This is a genomic window from Stenotrophomonas sp. GD03958, from assembly GCF_029839005.1.
Lineage (GTDB): Bacteria > Pseudomonadota > Gammaproteobacteria > Xanthomonadales > Xanthomonadaceae > Stenotrophomonas > Stenotrophomonas hibiscicola.
Genome location: NZ_JAOBZT010000028.1, coordinates 1 through 16,405 on the forward strand (window position 1 = coordinate 1; position 16,405 = coordinate 16,405).

The window sequence follows — 16,405 nt, forward strand, 5'->3', positions numbered from 1 at the left end:
GCACCCAACCCGACCGGCCCACCCACGGCTTTTGCTTTCCACGACCAACCAGACACCACCCACGAGGGCTGCGCCGTTGGCTGGAAACTACCCGCGATGCCGGATCAACAACTGACTCATCAGCGCCCGCAGCGCCGACGGCTTCACTGGCTTGGCCATCATTCCCCAGCCGCGTTCGGCGGCCATCTCACGCAATCCCGCATCGCGCTCGGCAGTGACCAGCACCACCGGCGGACGGGCCTGCCACAGTTCGGCCAATGTCTCGTACAGCACCGGCCCGTGGTGATCGCCCATGCGCACATCCAGCAGCACCAGCTCCGGTACCGTTACGGTACTGGCCAGCTGCAGCGCCGCCTGTGGGCCATCGGCCAGTGCCACCTCGCAGCCCCAGCGCTCCAGCAGCGCGCGGCTGGCGGCGCAGACGTGCGGATCGTCGTCGATCACCCACACCCGGCGACCGCGAAGCGGGTTGTCCGCGGCCGGTTCCTGCATCAGCACCGGCACAGGAGCAGTAGCGGGAATCGCGCTGGCTTCGCCGAACGGCACGCCCACCGCGAACACGCTGCCCTGGCCCAGCTGCGAGCGCAGGCGGATCGGGTGGCCGAGCAGCCGACCGATGCGGTCGACGATCGCCAGGCCAAGGCCGGCGCCGCGCTGCTGGCCGTCGTGCAGGCGGCGGAACTCCTCGAAGATCTCGCCCTGCAGCGCATCGGGAATGCCGGGGCCCTGGTCGTGAACTTCGATCCACAGCAGGCCTTCGCGGCGGCGGCAGCCGAGCAGCACGCGGCCACGTTCGCTGTAGCGCAGTGCGTTGGACAGGAAGTTCTGCAGGATGCGGCGCAGCAGCGCTTCATCGCTGACCACCACCGCAGCGGTATCGACCCAGTCGACCACCAGCCCACGTGACTGCGCGGCGATGCCTAACTCGCGTGCCAGCGTCTGCAGCAAAGGCCCGAGCCGGAACGCCTGTACGCGCGTGGGCAGGCTGCCCGATTCCAGGCGCGCGATGTCCAGCAGGCTGTTGAGGATCGCATCCTGCGCGGCCAATGCAGCATCGATGTGGTCGCTGGTCTGTTGCTGCGCCGGGTCACTCAGCTTGCCGCGCAGCACCGAGACGAACATGCGCGCCGCGTTGAGGGGTTGCAGCAGGTCGTGCACGGCCGAGGCAACGAAACGGGTCTTGTAGCGGTTGGCCTGCTCGGCTTCGCGGCGTGCTTCTTCCAGATCATGGGTGCGCTCGGCGATGCGGTGCTCCAGCGCATCGGCCAGGGAGCGCAGTTCGCGCGCGGCGTTCTTGTAGCTGGTGATGTCGGCATAGCTGGTGACGAAGCCGCCGTCAGGCAGCGGATTGCCACGGATCTCCAGCACCGTGCCGTCGTCCTTCTCGCTCTCGCGCATGTGCGGGCGGCCGCTGCGCAGGTGGTTCAGGCGACGCTCGATTGCTTCATCGACGGGGCCCGGACCGAGCAGGCCACGGCGTGCGTTGAAGCGGAACAGTTCCTCGATCGGCCGGCCGACGCGAACCAGGTCCTGTGGGAAACGGAACAGTTCCAGGTAGCGCGAGTTCCACGCGACCAGGCGCAGTTCGCGGTCGATCACCACCACGCCCTGCGGCAGGTGCTCGAGGCTGCGGCTGAGGCCGCTGTCGGCCTCGGTGGCGGCCTGCAGCAGGCCGTCCTGCGCGGTGCGCAGTTCCTGGGCATGTTGCTTGAGCAGTGTCTCCAGCTCGCGGCGGCTGCGCAGGCGATGCTTGGCCAGGCGCCGGCGCTGCTGCACGAACAGCACCAGGAAGCCCAACGCCAGCCACCCGGCACCGCCGGTAAGGGCGGCTGCGCGACCGGCGGCGGTGGCGGCACCGGCGTCGTGCAGCAGGTGCAGGTTCCAGCCTTCGGCGGGCAGCGGCAGGCTTTGCCACAGCATCGGCTGCGGCAGTGCCGGATCCAGCAGGCGCACCATGCGGCCACCATCGGCAAGCACGTCTTCGGTACGCGCGCGCAATGGCTGCAACGCGCGGTCGGCGTACTGGCGGGCGTCCAGCATCTCGCGGCGCTCATCGGCGCCCAGCGGACGCAGCAGGCGGTAGCGCCAGCTGTCACGGTTGGCCAGGAACACCACGTCGTGGTCGTCGCTGGCCAGCACCACATCGGGGCTGCTCAACCATTCCTGCTCCAGCGCCGACAGCTCGACCTTGATCACCACCACGCCGAGCCGCTTGCCGTCTTCCTCGATGGCCTGCGACAGGTAGTAGCCGGGCACGCCTGTAGTCATGCCGATGCCGTAGAAGCGGCCGCGGCCCTGCGCCAGTGCCTGCCGGTAGTAGGGGCGGTAGCTGTAGTTCTCGCCGACGTTGCTGGTCGGCTGGTCCCAGTTGCTGGCCGCCACTGCCACGCCGTCATGGCCGACCAGGGTCAGGGTCGAGGCACGGGTGACTTCATTGGCGCGTTGCAGCTTGAGGTTCAGCCGCTGCTGTTCGGTGGGCGAGGGTGGCACACGCAGGGCGTGCAGCAGGTCCGGATCCAGCGCCAGTACCTGCGGCAACGTGCCGAAGCGGTCGATGCGCTGCTGCAGGCCCTGGCCGTACAGCTGCAGCTGGCGTTGCACCTGGCTGCTTTCCTCGCCGAGGGCGCGCCGCCAGGCGTAGTGGCCGGCGGCGACCGCACACAGCACGGTGCCACCGACCATCACCAGGAGGGTCAGCAACAGCATCCGGTGGCGGCTGAGCCGGTACATGGCGGCAGTCTACGCAGGGCCGGCGGGCGTGACGTGCACGCCCGCCGGGGTCTGACATGGAAGGGGTCAGAAGTGCATCTGCGCGCGCAGTTCGAAGATCTCCGGCGTGCTGTGCACACCGCGACGGCTGGCGTCGACCTTCACATAGTTGGCCTGGAACTTGAAGTGGCTGGTCAGGTACCAGTTCGCGCCCAGGGTCAGGTCGTGCTGGCGGCCACCAAGGATGCTGCCATCGTCGAGGTCCAAGCGGCTGTAACGGGCCACCAGTTCCACCGCGCCGTAGTCGTGCGCCGGCTTGATGTTGGCCACGGCACCTGCGTTGTACGGGCGCGACTCGCCGGTCAGCACCCAGCTGGCCATCGCGTACTGGCCGCTGCCGGTGTAGTCGGGCTTGCCGTCATGGCGGGTGACCGTGGCACGCAGGGCTTCGGCCTGCAGCGAGAACGGACCGCGGATCCAGATGCCTTCCAGGCCGGTGCGGCGGATCTGGTCGGCGGTGACCAGCGCGCCGGAATCGACATAGCGGATGTCGGTCAGGCCGGCTTCCGGGCGTGCACGCAGGCGCGCGCTGGCCTCGTGGTGCACGTCACGGCCATCGCTGTAGCCGCGCGGATTCTCCTGCGAATAGGCCAGGCCCAGGTGAATCACGTCACCCGGCGCCTTCACCGGGGTCCACACCGCACGCACGGCCTGGGTGGTGCCGGGGTTGTCACCCTGCAGGTCCTTGCCGCCATAGGCGCCGGCCTGCAGCAGGTACTGCGGGCGCTCCAGCACCCATTCCACGCCGGTGCGGCGGCCGGCGTAGAAGGCCTGCACGGGCAGCGCGGTTTCCAGGAAGCTGCCGGCGCGCGAAGAGGTGTTCGCGTCCAGGCCGACCGGGGTCTTCATGTAGCCGAAGCGGAAGCGGCCGATGTCGCGGCCGAAGAAGGCCTTGCTTTCAAAGCGCACGAACACGTCCAGCCAAGTATCGGACTGGAAGTCGTAGTAGACCATCGCGTCGTAAACGCCCTTCTTCTTCAGCGTCGCACCGAACTCCTTGCGACGCACCGCGTCGTCATCCTCCAGGCCACTGCCCGAGGAGAAATCGTTGTAGTCGTAGGCGATGTTGGCGGTAGCGGCCAGTTCGGTGCCGTCGCCGAAGGCGTACTTGGTCGGCCAGTTGTCGAAATCGGCGGCCGAGGCGAAGGCGGGAAGGGCGGCCAGCGACAGGGCCAGCAAGGTGGGATTCGGGCGCATGTTGGGTGCGGCTCTCTCGGATTGCGTGTGGACAGGACAACAACGGCCGCAGGGGCCGAAACTTTCGCAAGGACGCGCCCGGCCGTTCAGCCCGGGCCACCGGCCTTCCCGTGTCTGGGCGGTGTGGCGCCAGTGTAGGCACCTGCGCCACCTGAACCGGGGGGCTAGTACCAATAGGTTATCTGCGCCGACGTGCCCAGCGCGTACAAAGGCGTCCATTGGTCGCACCTCCTGCGCGTGCAGCACAGGGCGATCAGTTTCCACGGTAGCGGTTCCCGTGCAGTCCCGGGGCCGTACGTGCCTGAAAACGCCCCTTCCGGAGTCCGCCATGCACATCCCGACCGCAGCCCCGGCGCCTGCAAAGCCGTTGCCGATCTATCGCCAGCTGTACTTCCAGGTGATCGTGGCGATCGTCCTGGGCGCCATCCTCGGCCACTACGAACCGTTGGTGGGCGAGAAGATGAAGCCGCTCGGCGATGCCTTCATCAACCTGGTGAAGATGATCATCGCACCGGTGATCTTCCTGACCATCGTCACCGGCATCGCCGGCATGACCCACCTGCGCACGGTGGGCCGGGTGTTTGCCAAGGCGATGGCGTACTTCCTGTTCTTCTCCACGCTGGCGCTGATCGTCGGCATGATCGTGGCGCACGTGGTGCAGCCCGGCGCCGGCATGAACATCAACCCGGCCGAGCTGGACCAGACCGCGGTGCACAGCTACGTCGAAAAGTCGCATGACCTGACCCTGGTCGGCTTCCTGATGGACATCATCCCGAAGACGCTGGTGAGCGCCTTCGTCGATGGCAACATCCTGCAGGTGTTGTTCATCGCGGTGCTGTTCGGCATCGCGCTGGCCTCGGTGGGCGAGAAAGGCAGGCCGATCGTGAACTTCCTGGAGGCGCTGGTCGCCCCGGTGTTCAAGCTGGTGCACATCCTGATGAAGGCCGCCCCGATCGGTGCCTTCGGCGCGATCGCCTTCACCATCGGCAAGTATGGCGTCGGCTCACTGATCAACCTGGCCTGGCTGGTGGGCTCGTTCTACCTCACCGCGTTCCTGTTCGTGGCGGTGATCCTGGGCCTGGTCTGCCGACTGTGTGGCTTCTCGGTGTTCAAGCTGGCGCGCTACCTGAAGGCCGAGCTGCTGCTGGTGCTGGGCACCTCTTCGTCGGAGTCGGCGCTGCCGTCGCTGATGGAGAAGATGGAACGCGCCGGCTGCAGCAAGTCGGTGGTGGGCCTGGTGGTCCCGACCGGCTACTCGTTCAACCTGGACGGCACCAACATCTACATGACCCTGGCGGCACTGTTCATCGCCCAGGCCACCAACACCGAACTGACCCTGGGCCACCAGATCGCCCTGCTGCTGGTCGCGATGCTCAGCTCCAAGGGCGCGGCCGGTGTCACCGGCGCCGGTTTCATCACCCTGGCCGCCACCCTGGCCGTGGTGCCGGAGGTGCCGGTGGCCGGCATGGCGCTGATCCTGGGCGTGGACCGCTTCATGAGCGAATGCCGCTCGCTGACCAATTTCATCGGCAATGCGGTGGCCACCGTGGTGGTCTCGCGCTGGGAAGGCGCGCTGGACCGCAACCGCCTGCAGCTGGCGCTGGACGGCCGCGAGAGCGAACTGCCGCCGCCGGTCGATGCGCTGCCCGAGGCGCTGCCGGCCAAGGGCTGATCCAGGTGTGTGGTACCGCGGGGCCGGCCACGACAGTGGTACGGCCCCGCGGCGTTTCAAGGCGTCCCATGACTGTCATGGGCAACGCCGATGCTGGTCTGGGGCCCCGCCGCATACGGCACGGAATTGTGCGGTCGCAGCATGGCTGCGACAGGATAGCGACAGGTCCAGACGCTCCAACGGGGGTATGATCCCCTGTCCCTTCTGCCCATTCATGTAACCCACATCGATGTCCAACGAAGATTTCAAACAGGCCGCCCTCGATTACCACCGGATGTCCCCCCCGGGAAAGATCAAGGTTTCCGCTACCAAGCCCATGCTGACCCAGCGCGACCTGTCGCTGGCGTATTCGCCGGGCGTGGCGTATGCCTGTGAAGCGATCAAGGCCGACCCGCAGCAGGCCAGCGAGCTGACCGCCCGCGGCAACCTGGTGGCGGTGATCTCCAACGGCACCGCGGTGCTGGGCCTGGGCAACATCGGCGCGCTGGCCGGCAAGCCGGTGATGGAAGGCAAGGGCGTGCTGTTCCAGAAGTTCGCCGGCATCGATGTGTTCGACATCGAAGTGGACGAGACCGACCCGGACAAGCTGGTCGACATCATCGCCTCGCTGGAGCCGACCTTCGGCGGCATCAACCTGGAAGACATCAAGGCGCCGGAGTGCTTCGTGGTCGAGCGCAAGCTGCGCGAGCGCATGAAGATCCCGGTGTTCCATGACGACCAGCATGGCACGGCGATCATCGTCGGCGCAGCGGTGCTCAACGCCATGGCGATCACCGGCAAGAAGATCGAGGACGTGAAGCTGGCGACCACGGGCATGGGCGCCGCCGGCATTTCCTGCGTGAACATGCTGGTGCAGCTGGGCCTGAAGCCGGAAAACATCCTGGCCTTCGACCGCGAGGGTGTGATCCACACCGGCCGTACCGACCTGGACCCGGAAAAGCAGCGCTATGCGCGCGATACCGACAAGCGCACCCTGGCCGAGATCGTCGACGGCGCGGACATCTTCCTGGGGCTGTCGGCACCGGGCATCCTGACCGCCGAGATGGTCAAGACCATGGCCCCGGATCCGGTGATCTTCGCGCTGGCCAACCCGACTCCGGAAATCATGCCGGAGGTGGCGCGCGCCGCCCGTCCGGACGCGATCATCGGCACCGGCCGCTCGGACTACCCGAACCAAGTCAACAACGTGCTGTGCTTCCCGTACCTGTTCCGTGGTGCGTTGGACGTGGGCGCGACTGCGATCAACGAGGAAATGAAGATCGCCTGCGTGCGTGCCATCGCCGCGCTGGCGCGCCGCGCGGCCACCGACATGGGCTCGGCCTATGGCGGCGAGACCCCGAGCTTCGGCCGTGAATACCTGATCCCGCGTCCGTTTGACCGCCGCCTGCTGGTGGAGCTGTCGGCGGCCGTGGCCCAGGCCGCGATGGACTCGGGCGTGGCTTCGCGACCGATCGAGGACATGGGCGCCTACCGCGACAAGCTGGCCCAGTTCGTCTACCGCACCAGCCTGATGATGAAGCCGGTGTACGACCGTGCGCGCAGCGACAAGCAGCGCGTGGTGTACGCCGAGGGCGAAGAGGAAGTGGTGCTGCAGGCGGTGCAGAACGTGGTCGATGACGGCTTGGCGCATCCGATCCTGATCGGCCGCCCGGAAGTGATCGAGTCGCGCATCGAGCGCCTCGGCCTGCGCCTGAAGATCGGCGAGAACGTTGAAGTCACCAACATCAACGACGACCCGCGCTTCAACGAGTACTGGCAGTACTACCACGGCCTGACCGGCCGCCGTGGCGTGACCGTGGCCGCGGCGAAGAACCTGATGCGTTCGCGCCCGACCCTGATCGCAGCGGTGATGGTGGCCCGTGGCGAAGCCGATGCGATGCTGACCGGCATCGTCGGCCGCTTCCACAAGAAGCTGGGCTACGTGCGCAGCGTGCTGCCGCTGGAGCCGAAGGTCACCTCGACCTCGGCGATGACCGGCGTGATCAACCAGCAGGGCGTGTTCTTCTTCGTCGACACCCACGTGCAGGAAGACCCGACCGCCGAGCAGCTGTGCGAAGCGACCCTGCAGGCGGCCTACCGCATGAAGCTGTTCGGCATCGAGCCGAAGGTGGCGCTGCTGTCGCACTCCAACTTCGGCAGCCACGATTCGAAGGATGCGCTGAAGATGCGCCAGGTGCGCGAGCTGCTGCTCAAGCGCAACCCGCGCCTGAACGTGGATGGCGAAATGCAGGGCGACACCGCATGGGATGAAGCGCTGCGCCAGAAGCTGCTGCCGGGCTCGACCCTGCAGGGCCGTGCCAATCTGTTCGTGCTGCCGAACCTGGAAGCGGCCAACATCGCCTACAACCTGGTGCGCGTGTTCACCGACGGCGTGGCGATCGGCCCGATCCTGATGGGCGTGAACAAGCCGGTGCACATCCTGACCACCAGCGCGACCTCGCGCCGGATCCTGAACATGACCGCCATTGCGGCGGTCGATGCGCAGATCAGGAAGCAGCTGGAAGCGGAAAAGAAGGCATAAGCCTTCTTTCCGGTTCGATCGCAGAAACGCGCCCTACGGGGCGCGTTTCTGTTTGCGCAAAGCGGACACGGGTAGTGCCGGCCGCTGGCCGGCAACCGCAATGATGTCCAGGCACGCGACGGCAGCCGGCCAGCGGCCGGCTCTACCCCGGTCTGTGCCACACGCGCTACGCCGCCCGGTCATTTCCCTGCAACGCCGCTGCGGCCCAATACGCCCACGCGGCCCGGCCGTGGGAAGGGACCGGACCGGCCTTCCCACCCTGGGCCCGACCAACTTTCTCACTGGCGAGGGTGTCATGCGCAATCGAGTGACGCGGCGGTACTTCCAGCAGTTGTTCGCGCTGTACGCCGGCTTCGTGCAGTCGCGCTGAGGCCGCGATGCGGTAGCGCCGGGCAATGCCCGGCGAACGTAAAGTGCGTTGGAGCTCAGCGCCGCTTGCCGCGGCGCGCTGGTGCCGGCGGCGGTGCATCCGAACGCGGCTTGGCATACTGCGTCCACAGCGCCGGCAGTGCCTTGCCGGTGTGCTTCTGCCACAGCGCCGGTGCATAGCGGCCGTCGCGCAGGGCCTTGTCCAGTGCCAGCACCAGGCCCGGATGCTCGGCCTCGGCCCATTTCAGGAACGCACCGGTGACCCGGTAGCCGCTGTCGAAGTTCTGCCCCTTCTCGACCTTGCCCGGCAGTGCCCAGCCCGCAGCGGCATTGTCCATGCCGTAGCGGTCGCGTGCGTAGTCGGCGATGCCCTCCACCAGCCAACCCGGCACCCGTGCGTCGCCATAGCCCGGATAGCCCTGCACGATGTGCATGGCCTCATGGGTGACCAGGTCGATGTCGTTGGGGTGCTGCGCAAGCCAACCCGGGTTGATGGTGATCGTTGCGGCCTGGTCCTTGTCACCGACAAAGGCGATGCCGGTGTAGGCCGGGTCGATCACGATGCGCACCATCGCCGGCGCGGCCGGGTGGAAGTCCGCACGTTCGCGCAGGTAGGCGAAGAAGAACGTATCGATCACCCGCTTGCGCTGCGGCGCGGCCAAGGCGCCACGGGCGTCCTGGTAGTTCAGCGTCACGCCGTCGCGGGTCAGCTGCGTATCGAACGCCTGGGTCTGGCCGAAACTGGAGAAGGACAGGGCAACAAGGGCCAAGGGCAGAAAACGGAAGCGCATGCCGCTCATTGTACGGTGCCGGCCGCCAGCAGTTCGATCTCCGCCAGCGGCAGTCGTCCCGGTGCCGCCAGGCGCAGGCGGTATTCGCTGTAGCGACCGGGTTTTGCAATGCGGAATGGACGGGTCTGGCGGGCGGATTCGAAGTCTTCGCCGCTGCGCTGGTCGAGCACGGCCCAGCTGCCGCTGCCGTTGCGCGCCTCCAGTGTCCACTCACCGCCCTGGATACGGCTGTCACCGCTGGTCAGCGTGTACATCGTCGGGGTGCCCTCGGCCAGGCCGGCCAGCGCGATGGTTGCACCGCCGCCCAGGCCCACCGTCGTGCCGGCATCGTCATCGACCAGCGCGGGCAGGGCGCGGCCATCGGCCAACGTCGCCTTCGCGCCGCTGCCGAGCAGGTCGTGCAGCAGCTGCGGGCGCTGGCCGCGTGCGGTCAACGAGCGCGGCACGTCATCCACGCCACTGCCCCAGCGCGAGGGACGGGGGCCCATCACGAAGTCGAGCGTCGCGCCCTTGGCGATCAGCTCGTGCGGCACCCAGGTCTTCGTCCACGGCTTGCCGTTGATCTTCAGCGACTGCACGTAGACGTTCTCACGCGAGTTGTTGGCCGCGTTCACGGTCAGCACGACACCACCCTGCAGTTGCACGCGCGCATGTTCGAATGCCGGCGAGCCGATCACGTACTCCGGGGCGCCCATGCGCAGCGGGTACAGGCCCAGCGACGCCAGCACGTACCATGCCGAGGTCTCGCCGTTGTCCTCATCGCCCGGGTAGCCCTGGCCGATCTCGCTGCCGACGTACAGCCGCGACAGGATCTCGCGCACATGCTGCTGGGTCTTCCACGGCTGCCCGGCGTACAGGTACATCCACGGGATGTGGTGCGCCGGCTGGTTGCTGTGCGCATACATGCCCATGCGCACGTCGCGTGCTTCGGTCATCTCATGGATGGTGCCGCCATAGGAACCGGCCAGTGCCGGGTCGGCGGTTTCCGGTGTGGCGAAGAAGGTATCCAGCTTCGCCGCCAGCTTCTCGCGGCCACCGTACAGCGCCGCCAAGCCCTCGCCATCGTGGGCGGCGGTGAAAGCGAAGGTCCAGCCATTGGATTCGGTGTAGTCGTGGCCCCACACGCGCGGGTCGTAGTCCTTGCTGTCCACGCGCCAGCGGCCATCGGCCTTGCGGCCCTGGAAGAAGCCGGCGGCCGGGTCGAACATGGTCGCGTAGCTGGCGGCGCGATAGCGGAAGTACTCGGCCTCGGTGCTGTAGCGCTCGCGTGCAGCCGGCGTGGTGGCGCGCTTGGCCAGTGCATCGGCCATGTTGGCGATGCCGAAGTCATTGAGCGCGCCTTCCATCGTCCATGACATGCCTTCGTGCACGTCCGCGCTGGCGTAGCCACGGAAGGTCGAACGGTCCATGCCCTTGCGGCCGACATGACGGTCGGGCGGGACCACGGTCGCGTTCTTCAGCGCGGCGGCGTAAGCCTCGGCCGGATCGAAGCCGCCGATGCCCTTCAGCCAGGCATCGGCGAAGGCCACGTCCGAGCTGGTGCCGACCATCAGGTCGGCGTAGCCCGGCGACGACCACCGCGCGATCCAGCCGCCGGCGCGGTACTGCTCGATGAAGCCTTGCACCAGCTGGCCGGCATCGTCGGGCGTAAACAGCGCATAGGCCGGCCAGGTGGTGCGGAAGGTATCCCAGAAGCCGTTGTTGACGAAGACCTTGCCGTCGCGCACGGCCGCATAGCTGCGGGTCGCGCTGCCACCGGTGTTGTCATCGCTGGCGCTGGCCTGGTTGGCGTAGCGCCAGTCGGGTAGGGCCGCGCTGCCCACGTTTTCATGGCCGGAGTTGGGGTACAGGTACAGCCGGTACAGGCTGGAGTACAGCGTGGTCTTCTGGTCGTCGCTGGCGTTGCCGATGTCGAAACGGGCCAGGCGCGCGTCCCATGCATCCTGCGCACGGCTGGCCACGCTCTCCAGCGTATCGGCAGCGCTGATTTCCAGTGCCAGGTTGTGCCGCGCCTGCTCGACCGAGATCAGCGAGGTGGCGATGCGCATCGTCACCCGCCGGTCGCTGCCGGCGTCGAACTTGATGTAGCCGGTCGGGCGGCCGGTGTCGAGGCGGCCGCTGCTGCGCCACGGCTTGTCGAAGCTGGCCACCACGTACATGCGGCTGGCACCGTTGGACAGGCCGCTGCGCGTATCGGTGTAGCCGGACAGCGTCTGCGTGGCGGCGTCCAGGGTCAGGCCACCGCGCGCATCGACATTGTCGAACAGCAGGTTGGCGTCGCCGCCCTCGGGGAAGTCGAATCGGAACAGTGCGGCATGATCGGTCGGCGCGATGGCGGCAGCGATGCCATTGTCAAAGCGCACGTCGTAACGGTACGGGCGGGCGCTTTCGTGGCGGCGGTCGAACGACAGCGCGCGTTTGCGGCGGTCGGCGTCCGGCGCGCCACGGCTGGCCGAAGGCATCACCTGGAAGGTCTGGCGGTCGCCCATCCACGGGCTGGGCTGGTGGCTCAGTGCCAGCGCCTGCAGCTGCGGGCGGTTCTGCGCATCGTTCTGTTCGTTCCAGCGGTACAGCCAGTTCAGTGCGCCGGCATCGGTCACCGGGGTCCAGAAGTTGAACCCGTGCGGCACCGCCGTGGCCGGGAAGTTGTTGCCGCGCGAGAACGTTCCGTTGGCCTGGGTGCCGCGTGTGGTCAGCACCCAGTCCGAGACGCGCTGCGGCTGCTGGCGCGGCTGCGCATCCAGGCATACGTCGTCGATCCAGCCGGAGACCGGTGCACCTTCGGCACTGGCCACCTCCAGCTCGATCGCCACCACGCGGCGGCCTTTCAGCGCGGGCACGTCGCCCAGTCGCACCGCCTTGCGCGCCCACTGCTGTGGGTACAGCGTCTTCGACTCGCCCTGCGCATGGGCGCCAAGGGCCACGCCATGCTGGTCGCGCGCCGTGCCAGCCGAAACGCGGCTGCCATCGTCCAGCAGCAGGTCCAGCGATACATAGGTCGAGGCGACGGTGTCCTTGCCGACGATTTCCGGCAGCACCAGCCACGACAGCGTGGTATCGGCCTCGATGGGCAGGTCGGCCTTGAACAGTTCGCGCCTCGCGCTGCCGCCTTGGCTGCTGTAGCGCAGCGCATGCAGGCCGCTGTAGCCGGCATTGCGCTTGGCGGCGTAGGGCGCGGCCGGTCCATTGCCGATCGTGACCTGAAGCGCACCGGTGGCCTGCGCCGGGACAGGTTCGCCCGGTTCGAACGAGGTCTGCAGCCCCTGCGCCAGCGCCGGCATCGCAGTGGTCACGCAGGCCAGGGCCAGAGTGAGCGGAAGCAGGGCGCGGCGTGGATCAGACAGGGTCATGCAAGGGTCTCCCGAGAGGCAGGCGGCAGGCAGAACCCGCATCGGCGGACACCACGGACAGCATCGCTCCGCCCGCCGGGAGGGCAGTGGAAGAGGCGATGCCGGTCCGGTGGGGGCGGGCCATGCGATCGGGTCTGATTGGGGTGGGCCGATTCACGGCCTGGCCCGATCCTGCAACAGCCGCAGCAGCCTGACAAGTGCCATTTAGTTCGATCCAAATGCGGCAAATTTCGCAGTCGGCGGGTTTCCGGCGTGAACCCGCTGGATCGATTGAAGGATTTCCGCCAGTGCGAGGCCTTGGATCTGCCGCGCAACCGCGCAAGGAGACGCCCTGCGGCGGGCAAAGACCTGTTGTTGCGCAATGTCAGGGCGGCCCGGATGCTAGAATCACAGGCCTCGCAACCCGTTCATCGACATCCGCCATGAGCCATACCGCCACCGCGCCCGCCAACGCCGAGAAGCGCTACACCGTGCATCGCAGCGATCTGCCGTTGAGCTGCCCGACCCCGGAAATGGCGCTGTGGAACTCGCATCCGCGCGTGTACCTGCCGATCGAGGACGAGCCCAACGGCGAAGCGCAGTGCCCGTACTGCGGGTCCGTGTTCGTGCTGGCCGACTAAACGGCGGCCCCTTCGATGCGCCGATTGACCGTGGTGCAGTTGCTGCCGGCGCTGCACTCCGGTGGTGTCGAGCGCTCGACCCTGGAAATCGCTGCGGCCCTGGTTGCCGCCGGCCATCGCGCGCTGGTGGTGTCTGCCGGCGGCCGCCTGGTGCAGCCGCTGCTGGACAGCGGTGCCGAGCACCTCACCCTGGATATCGGCCGCAAGTCGCTGCTGACCCTGCGCCATCTGCCGACCCTGCGCCGGCTGTTTGCCGAAGTTGGTGCGGACATCGTGCATGCCCGTTCGCGGCTGCCGGCCTGGCTGGGCCTGTACGCGATCCGCGCCATGCCCGCCGCACAGCGCCCGCATTGGGTGACCACCGTGCACGGGTTGAACTCGCCCAGCCGCTACAGCGCGGTGATGACCAGTGGCGAACGCGTGATCTGCGTGTCCAACACCGTGCGCGACTACGTGCAGCGGCACTATCCGACGGTTCCCGAAGCGAAGCTGCAGGTGATTCCGCGCGGCGTCGATGTCACACAGTTTCCGCGCGTGGCCCGCGCCGACCGCCGGCCACGACTGGCGCTGGCAGCCGACTACCCGTGGCTGGCGCAGGTTGGGGGCCCGCTGCTGCTGCTGCCGGGGCGGGGCACCCGGCTGAAGGGACATGCCCATGCGCTGCAATTGCTCGCCGATGTACGTGCAGCTGGTGTGCCGGCACAGCTGTGGATGCTGGGCACCGATGAACCGGGCCGCGAAGTCTACGTGGCCGACCTGCGCCGGCAGGCCGCTGCCTTGGGCGTGACCGACGCCGTGCAGATCAGCACGCCGACCGCGCGCATCGCCCAGGCCTATGCGGCCAGCGATCTGGTGCTGCAGCTGTCGGACAAACCGGAATCGTTTGGCCGCACCGTGGTCGAGGCGCTGTCGGTCGGCCGTCCGGTGCTGGGCTGGGATCATGGTGGCGTCGGCGAACTGCTTCGGCAGCTGCAGCCCGCTGGCGCGGTGCCGCTGGGCGATGCACGCGCGTTGGGTGAACGTGCGCTGGCCCTGCTGGCGCAGCCGCCGTCCTTGCCGACCCGCATCCCGTTTACGCTGCAGGCCATGCAGCGCGATACCCTCCGCCTCTATGCCGACCTCGCTGGCTGACTCCGCCGTCACCGTGCGCGACGACCGCGCCGGGCGCTGGGCGCCGTGGTGGGTGCTGACGTACGTAGCGCTGTGGCCATTGCCGGGCATCGCGGAGACCGTGCTGGGCCTTGGCGCGGTCTACGCCGCCGTGCGCATGGTCATGCGCCGCCTGCAGCGCCGCCCGCATCTGTTGAGCACGGCAGCGTGGGCGCTGACCTCCATCCTGTTCCTCGGCTATTGGCTGCCGCAGGCGTTCTCGGCGTTTGATGCAATCGATCCGGCAGCGTCGTGGACGAAGGCGGCTGCCGGCCTGCGCTACCTGCCCTTCATGTGGCTGGTGGCGATCGCGGTGGCCACGCCGGAACGCAGGCGGCTGACCTTCGGCGGCCTGGCGCTGATCACCGGCGCATGGACGCTGGATGCGCTGGTGCAGGCGCTGGCCGGAACCAGCCCGTGGTTCTGGTCGCTTGAGCAGCTGAAGCTTGCGGTAAGTGGTCACGCGTTGTGCCCGGCCACTGAGGCGGCCGTGGTCGATCGCCTCAGTGGCGCACTCGGGCCGTGCAACCTGAAGTTCGGCCAGGTCCTGGCCAGTCTCTCACCGTTCCTGTTGTTGCCGCTGGCGCGTCGCTTTGGCAATCCGGGTTGGGTACTGGCCGCGGCGGCGCTGGGCTGCGTGCTGCTGCTGGCCGGCTCGCGCGCGTCGTGGATCACCTTCGCGCTGGTGCTGGCCTACAGCGGCGTGCGCCAGTTCGGTGTGAAGCGGATGCTGCTGCTGGCGCTGCTCGGCGTGCTGGGCGCCGGCGTGCTCACCGCGGGCGTGCCGCAGCTGCGCGAACGCCTTGCGCGTACCGCGATGGCGTGGGATGGAAGCGAACGCGGTGTCGACGAGGCACTGTCGGGGCGCGCGCGTATCTGGGAAGCCGCCGTCTGCATGATCGAAGAACACCCGTTCAACGGCGTCGGCGCACGCGGTTTCCGCGATGCCTATCCCGCCTGCGTGGCCGAAGAGGGGCTGGCGGTATGGGGGGATGCTCCCGCCCTGCACGCGCATCAGATCGTGCTGGAAATCCTGGCAGAAACCGGGGTGATCGGCCTGCTGCTGTGGCTGGCAGCCGTGGCCCAGGCCTGGCGGGCCTGGCGCTATGCACCGGCGGCCGCGCGTGACCGGGCCCGCCCTGCGATGCTGGCGCTGGCGGTCACCGTGTTTCCGCTCAACACGCATCTGGCGTTCTATTCCGCGTTCTGGGGCGGCCTGACCGTGCTGCTCGCTGCCTTGTTCGCCGGCAGCCTGCTGGCGCGGGAATCGGACGACGCGCCACCGCTGCTGTGATCGTCCATCCACGCATGGCGTGGCTCTACTGCACGTACCGAACGAATGTCGCCGCGGTGGATCCACGCCATGGCGTGCATGGGACGATCATCGGGCGCATGTCGCCATAGTAGATCCACGCCATGCGTGGATGGGGCTTTCCCGACGCAAATGCGCGCCAACCTCCACTACCCGTGCCTCCGTGTGTATCGCACGCTGGGCCATGGCCAGCCCCAGACTCCGCTACGGTCGGTATTCCCGAACCGGCAACGTCTACTCATTGACCACGGCAACCCTTGGCCGTGAACCGTTATTCGCCGATGCGGCGAACATGGCGATCCTGATCGACACCCTGCGCCTCGTCGAGCGTAGGGGCTTCAGCCACAGTCTCGCCTGGGTGGTGATGCCTGACCATCTGCACTGGCTGATGGAACTGCGCAGTGGAACCCTGGCCGGGTGCATGTCCCTTCTGAAGTCACGCAGCAGCAGGTTGCTGAACCGGCGGCTGGAGCGGCAGGGCGCGCTGTGGCAGCACGGCTATCACGACCATGCAGTGCGGACCGACGAATCGCTTCACGAGAAGGCAATGTACATCCTGGCCAATCCAGTCCGTGCGGGCCTGGCGTGCGTGGTGGGGGAATACCCGTACGCCTGGTGCCGCTGGCCGTTGTGAATCACGGAACGGAATCGAAGA

The 16,405-nt window shown here is 67.7% G+C and carries 10 protein-coding genes; 6 read left to right on the forward strand and 4 right to left on the reverse strand.

The features are described 5' to 3' along the window. Positions 1-87 precede the first annotated feature (87 nt). Together N5C25_RS10350 and N5C25_RS10355 are read right to left on the reverse strand one after the other, a co-directional pair. Positions 88-2,730 carry a PAS-domain containing protein gene (locus N5C25_RS10350; RefSeq protein ID WP_251102326.1) on the reverse strand — a complete coding sequence of 881 codons (2,643 nt, stop codon included), beginning with the start codon at positions 2,728-2,730 and terminating at the stop codon, positions 88-90. A gap of 66 nt (positions 2,731-2,796) precedes the next feature. After that, positions 2,797-3,966 carry a porin gene (locus N5C25_RS10355; protein WP_111098062.1) on the reverse strand — a complete coding sequence of 390 codons (1,170 nt, stop codon included), beginning with the start codon at positions 3,964-3,966 and terminating at the stop codon, positions 2,797-2,799. Positions 3,967-4,294: 328 nt separating this feature from the next. On the opposite strand from N5C25_RS10355, the gene N5C25_RS10360 reads away from it, so the two are divergent. Both N5C25_RS10360 and N5C25_RS10365 read left to right on the forward strand, forming a co-directional pair. Continuing rightward, on the forward strand, positions 4,295-5,638 hold the full coding sequence (locus tag N5C25_RS10360; protein ID WP_021204354.1) for a dicarboxylate/amino acid:cation symporter: 1,344 nt from the start codon (positions 4,295-4,297) through the stop codon (positions 5,636-5,638). Positions 5,639-5,867: 229 nt separating this feature from the next. Further along, the gene (locus tag N5C25_RS10365) at positions 5,868-8,159 is read left to right on the forward strand and encodes an NADP-dependent malic enzyme (protein WP_058983560.1); all 2,292 of its coding nucleotides are present in this window, start codon (positions 5,868-5,870) and stop codon (positions 8,157-8,159) included. A 425-nt stretch (positions 8,160-8,584) separates the two neighbouring features. On the opposite strand, the gene N5C25_RS10370 is transcribed toward N5C25_RS10365, so the two are convergent. Both N5C25_RS10370 and N5C25_RS10375 read right to left on the reverse strand, forming a co-directional pair. Continuing rightward, positions 8,585-9,328, reverse strand: coding sequence for a basic secretory family protein (locus N5C25_RS10370; RefSeq protein ID WP_251102324.1), 744 nt, complete (start codon positions 9,326-9,328; stop codon positions 8,585-8,587). Then, positions 9,325-12,669: a GH92 family glycosyl hydrolase gene (locus N5C25_RS10375; RefSeq protein ID WP_251102323.1), complete on the reverse strand. Its 3,345-nt coding sequence runs from the start codon at positions 12,667-12,669 to the stop codon at positions 9,325-9,327. The genes N5C25_RS10370 and N5C25_RS10375 overlap by 4 nt, the downstream gene beginning before the upstream one ends. Before the next feature lie 422 nt (positions 12,670-13,091). On the opposite strand from N5C25_RS10375, the gene N5C25_RS10380 reads away from it, so the two are divergent. The 4 genes from N5C25_RS10380 to N5C25_RS10395 all read left to right on the forward strand — a co-directional run bounded on the left by N5C25_RS10380 (position 13,092) and on the right by N5C25_RS10395 (position 16,384). Then, entirely contained in the window at positions 13,092-13,289 is a 198-nt protein-coding gene (locus N5C25_RS10380) for a zinc-finger domain-containing protein (RefSeq protein ID WP_005410967.1), read from the forward strand. Positions 13,290-13,304: 15 nt separating this feature from the next. Next, positions 13,305-14,420: a glycosyltransferase gene (locus N5C25_RS10385; RefSeq protein ID WP_251102322.1), complete on the forward strand. Its 1,116-nt coding sequence runs from the start codon at positions 13,305-13,307 to the stop codon at positions 14,418-14,420. Beyond that, positions 14,401-15,732, forward strand: coding sequence for an O-antigen ligase family protein (locus tag N5C25_RS10390; protein WP_058983552.1), 1,332 nt, complete (start codon positions 14,401-14,403; stop codon positions 15,730-15,732). The genes N5C25_RS10385 and N5C25_RS10390 overlap by 20 nt, the downstream gene beginning before the upstream one ends. A gap of 202 nt (positions 15,733-15,934) precedes the next feature. Further along, positions 15,935-16,384 carry a transposase gene (locus N5C25_RS10395; RefSeq protein ID WP_058983550.1) on the forward strand — a complete coding sequence of 150 codons (450 nt, stop codon included), beginning with the start codon at positions 15,935-15,937 and terminating at the stop codon, positions 16,382-16,384. Positions 16,385-16,405: the final 21 nt, after the last annotated feature.

What these genes read in the sequence shown, in the direction of transcription:
- N5C25_RS10385 (WP_251102322.1), top strand. Translation starts at nt 13,305, where the DNA reads ATGCGCCGATTGACCGTGGTGCAGTTGCTGCCGGCGCTGCACTCCGGT.
- N5C25_RS10370 (WP_251102324.1), bottom strand. Translation starts at nt 9,328, where the DNA reads ATGAGCGGCATGCGCTTCCGTTTTCTGCCCTTGGCCCTTGTTGCCCTG.
- N5C25_RS10355 (WP_111098062.1), bottom strand. Translation starts at nt 3,966, where the DNA reads ATGCGCCCGAATCCCACCTTGCTGGCCCTGTCGCTGGCCGCCCTTCCC.
- N5C25_RS10380 (WP_005410967.1), top strand. Translation starts at nt 13,092, where the DNA reads ATGAGCCATACCGCCACCGCGCCCGCCAACGCCGAGAAGCGCTACACC.
- N5C25_RS10350 (WP_251102326.1), bottom strand. Translation starts at nt 2,730, where the DNA reads ATGTACCGGCTCAGCCGCCACCGGATGCTGTTGCTGACCCTCCTGGTG.
- N5C25_RS10390 (WP_058983552.1), top strand. Translation starts at nt 14,401, where the DNA reads ATGCCGACCTCGCTGGCTGACTCCGCCGTCACCGTGCGCGACGACCGC.
- N5C25_RS10360 (WP_021204354.1), top strand. Translation starts at nt 4,295, where the DNA reads ATGCACATCCCGACCGCAGCCCCGGCGCCTGCAAAGCCGTTGCCGATC.
- N5C25_RS10395 (WP_058983550.1), top strand. Translation starts at nt 15,935, where the DNA reads ATGGCCAGCCCCAGACTCCGCTACGGTCGGTATTCCCGAACCGGCAAC.
- N5C25_RS10375 (WP_251102323.1), bottom strand. Translation starts at nt 12,669, where the DNA reads ATGACCCTGTCTGATCCACGCCGCGCCCTGCTTCCGCTCACTCTGGCC.
- N5C25_RS10365 (WP_058983560.1), top strand. Translation starts at nt 5,868, where the DNA reads ATGTCCAACGAAGATTTCAAACAGGCCGCCCTCGATTACCACCGGATG.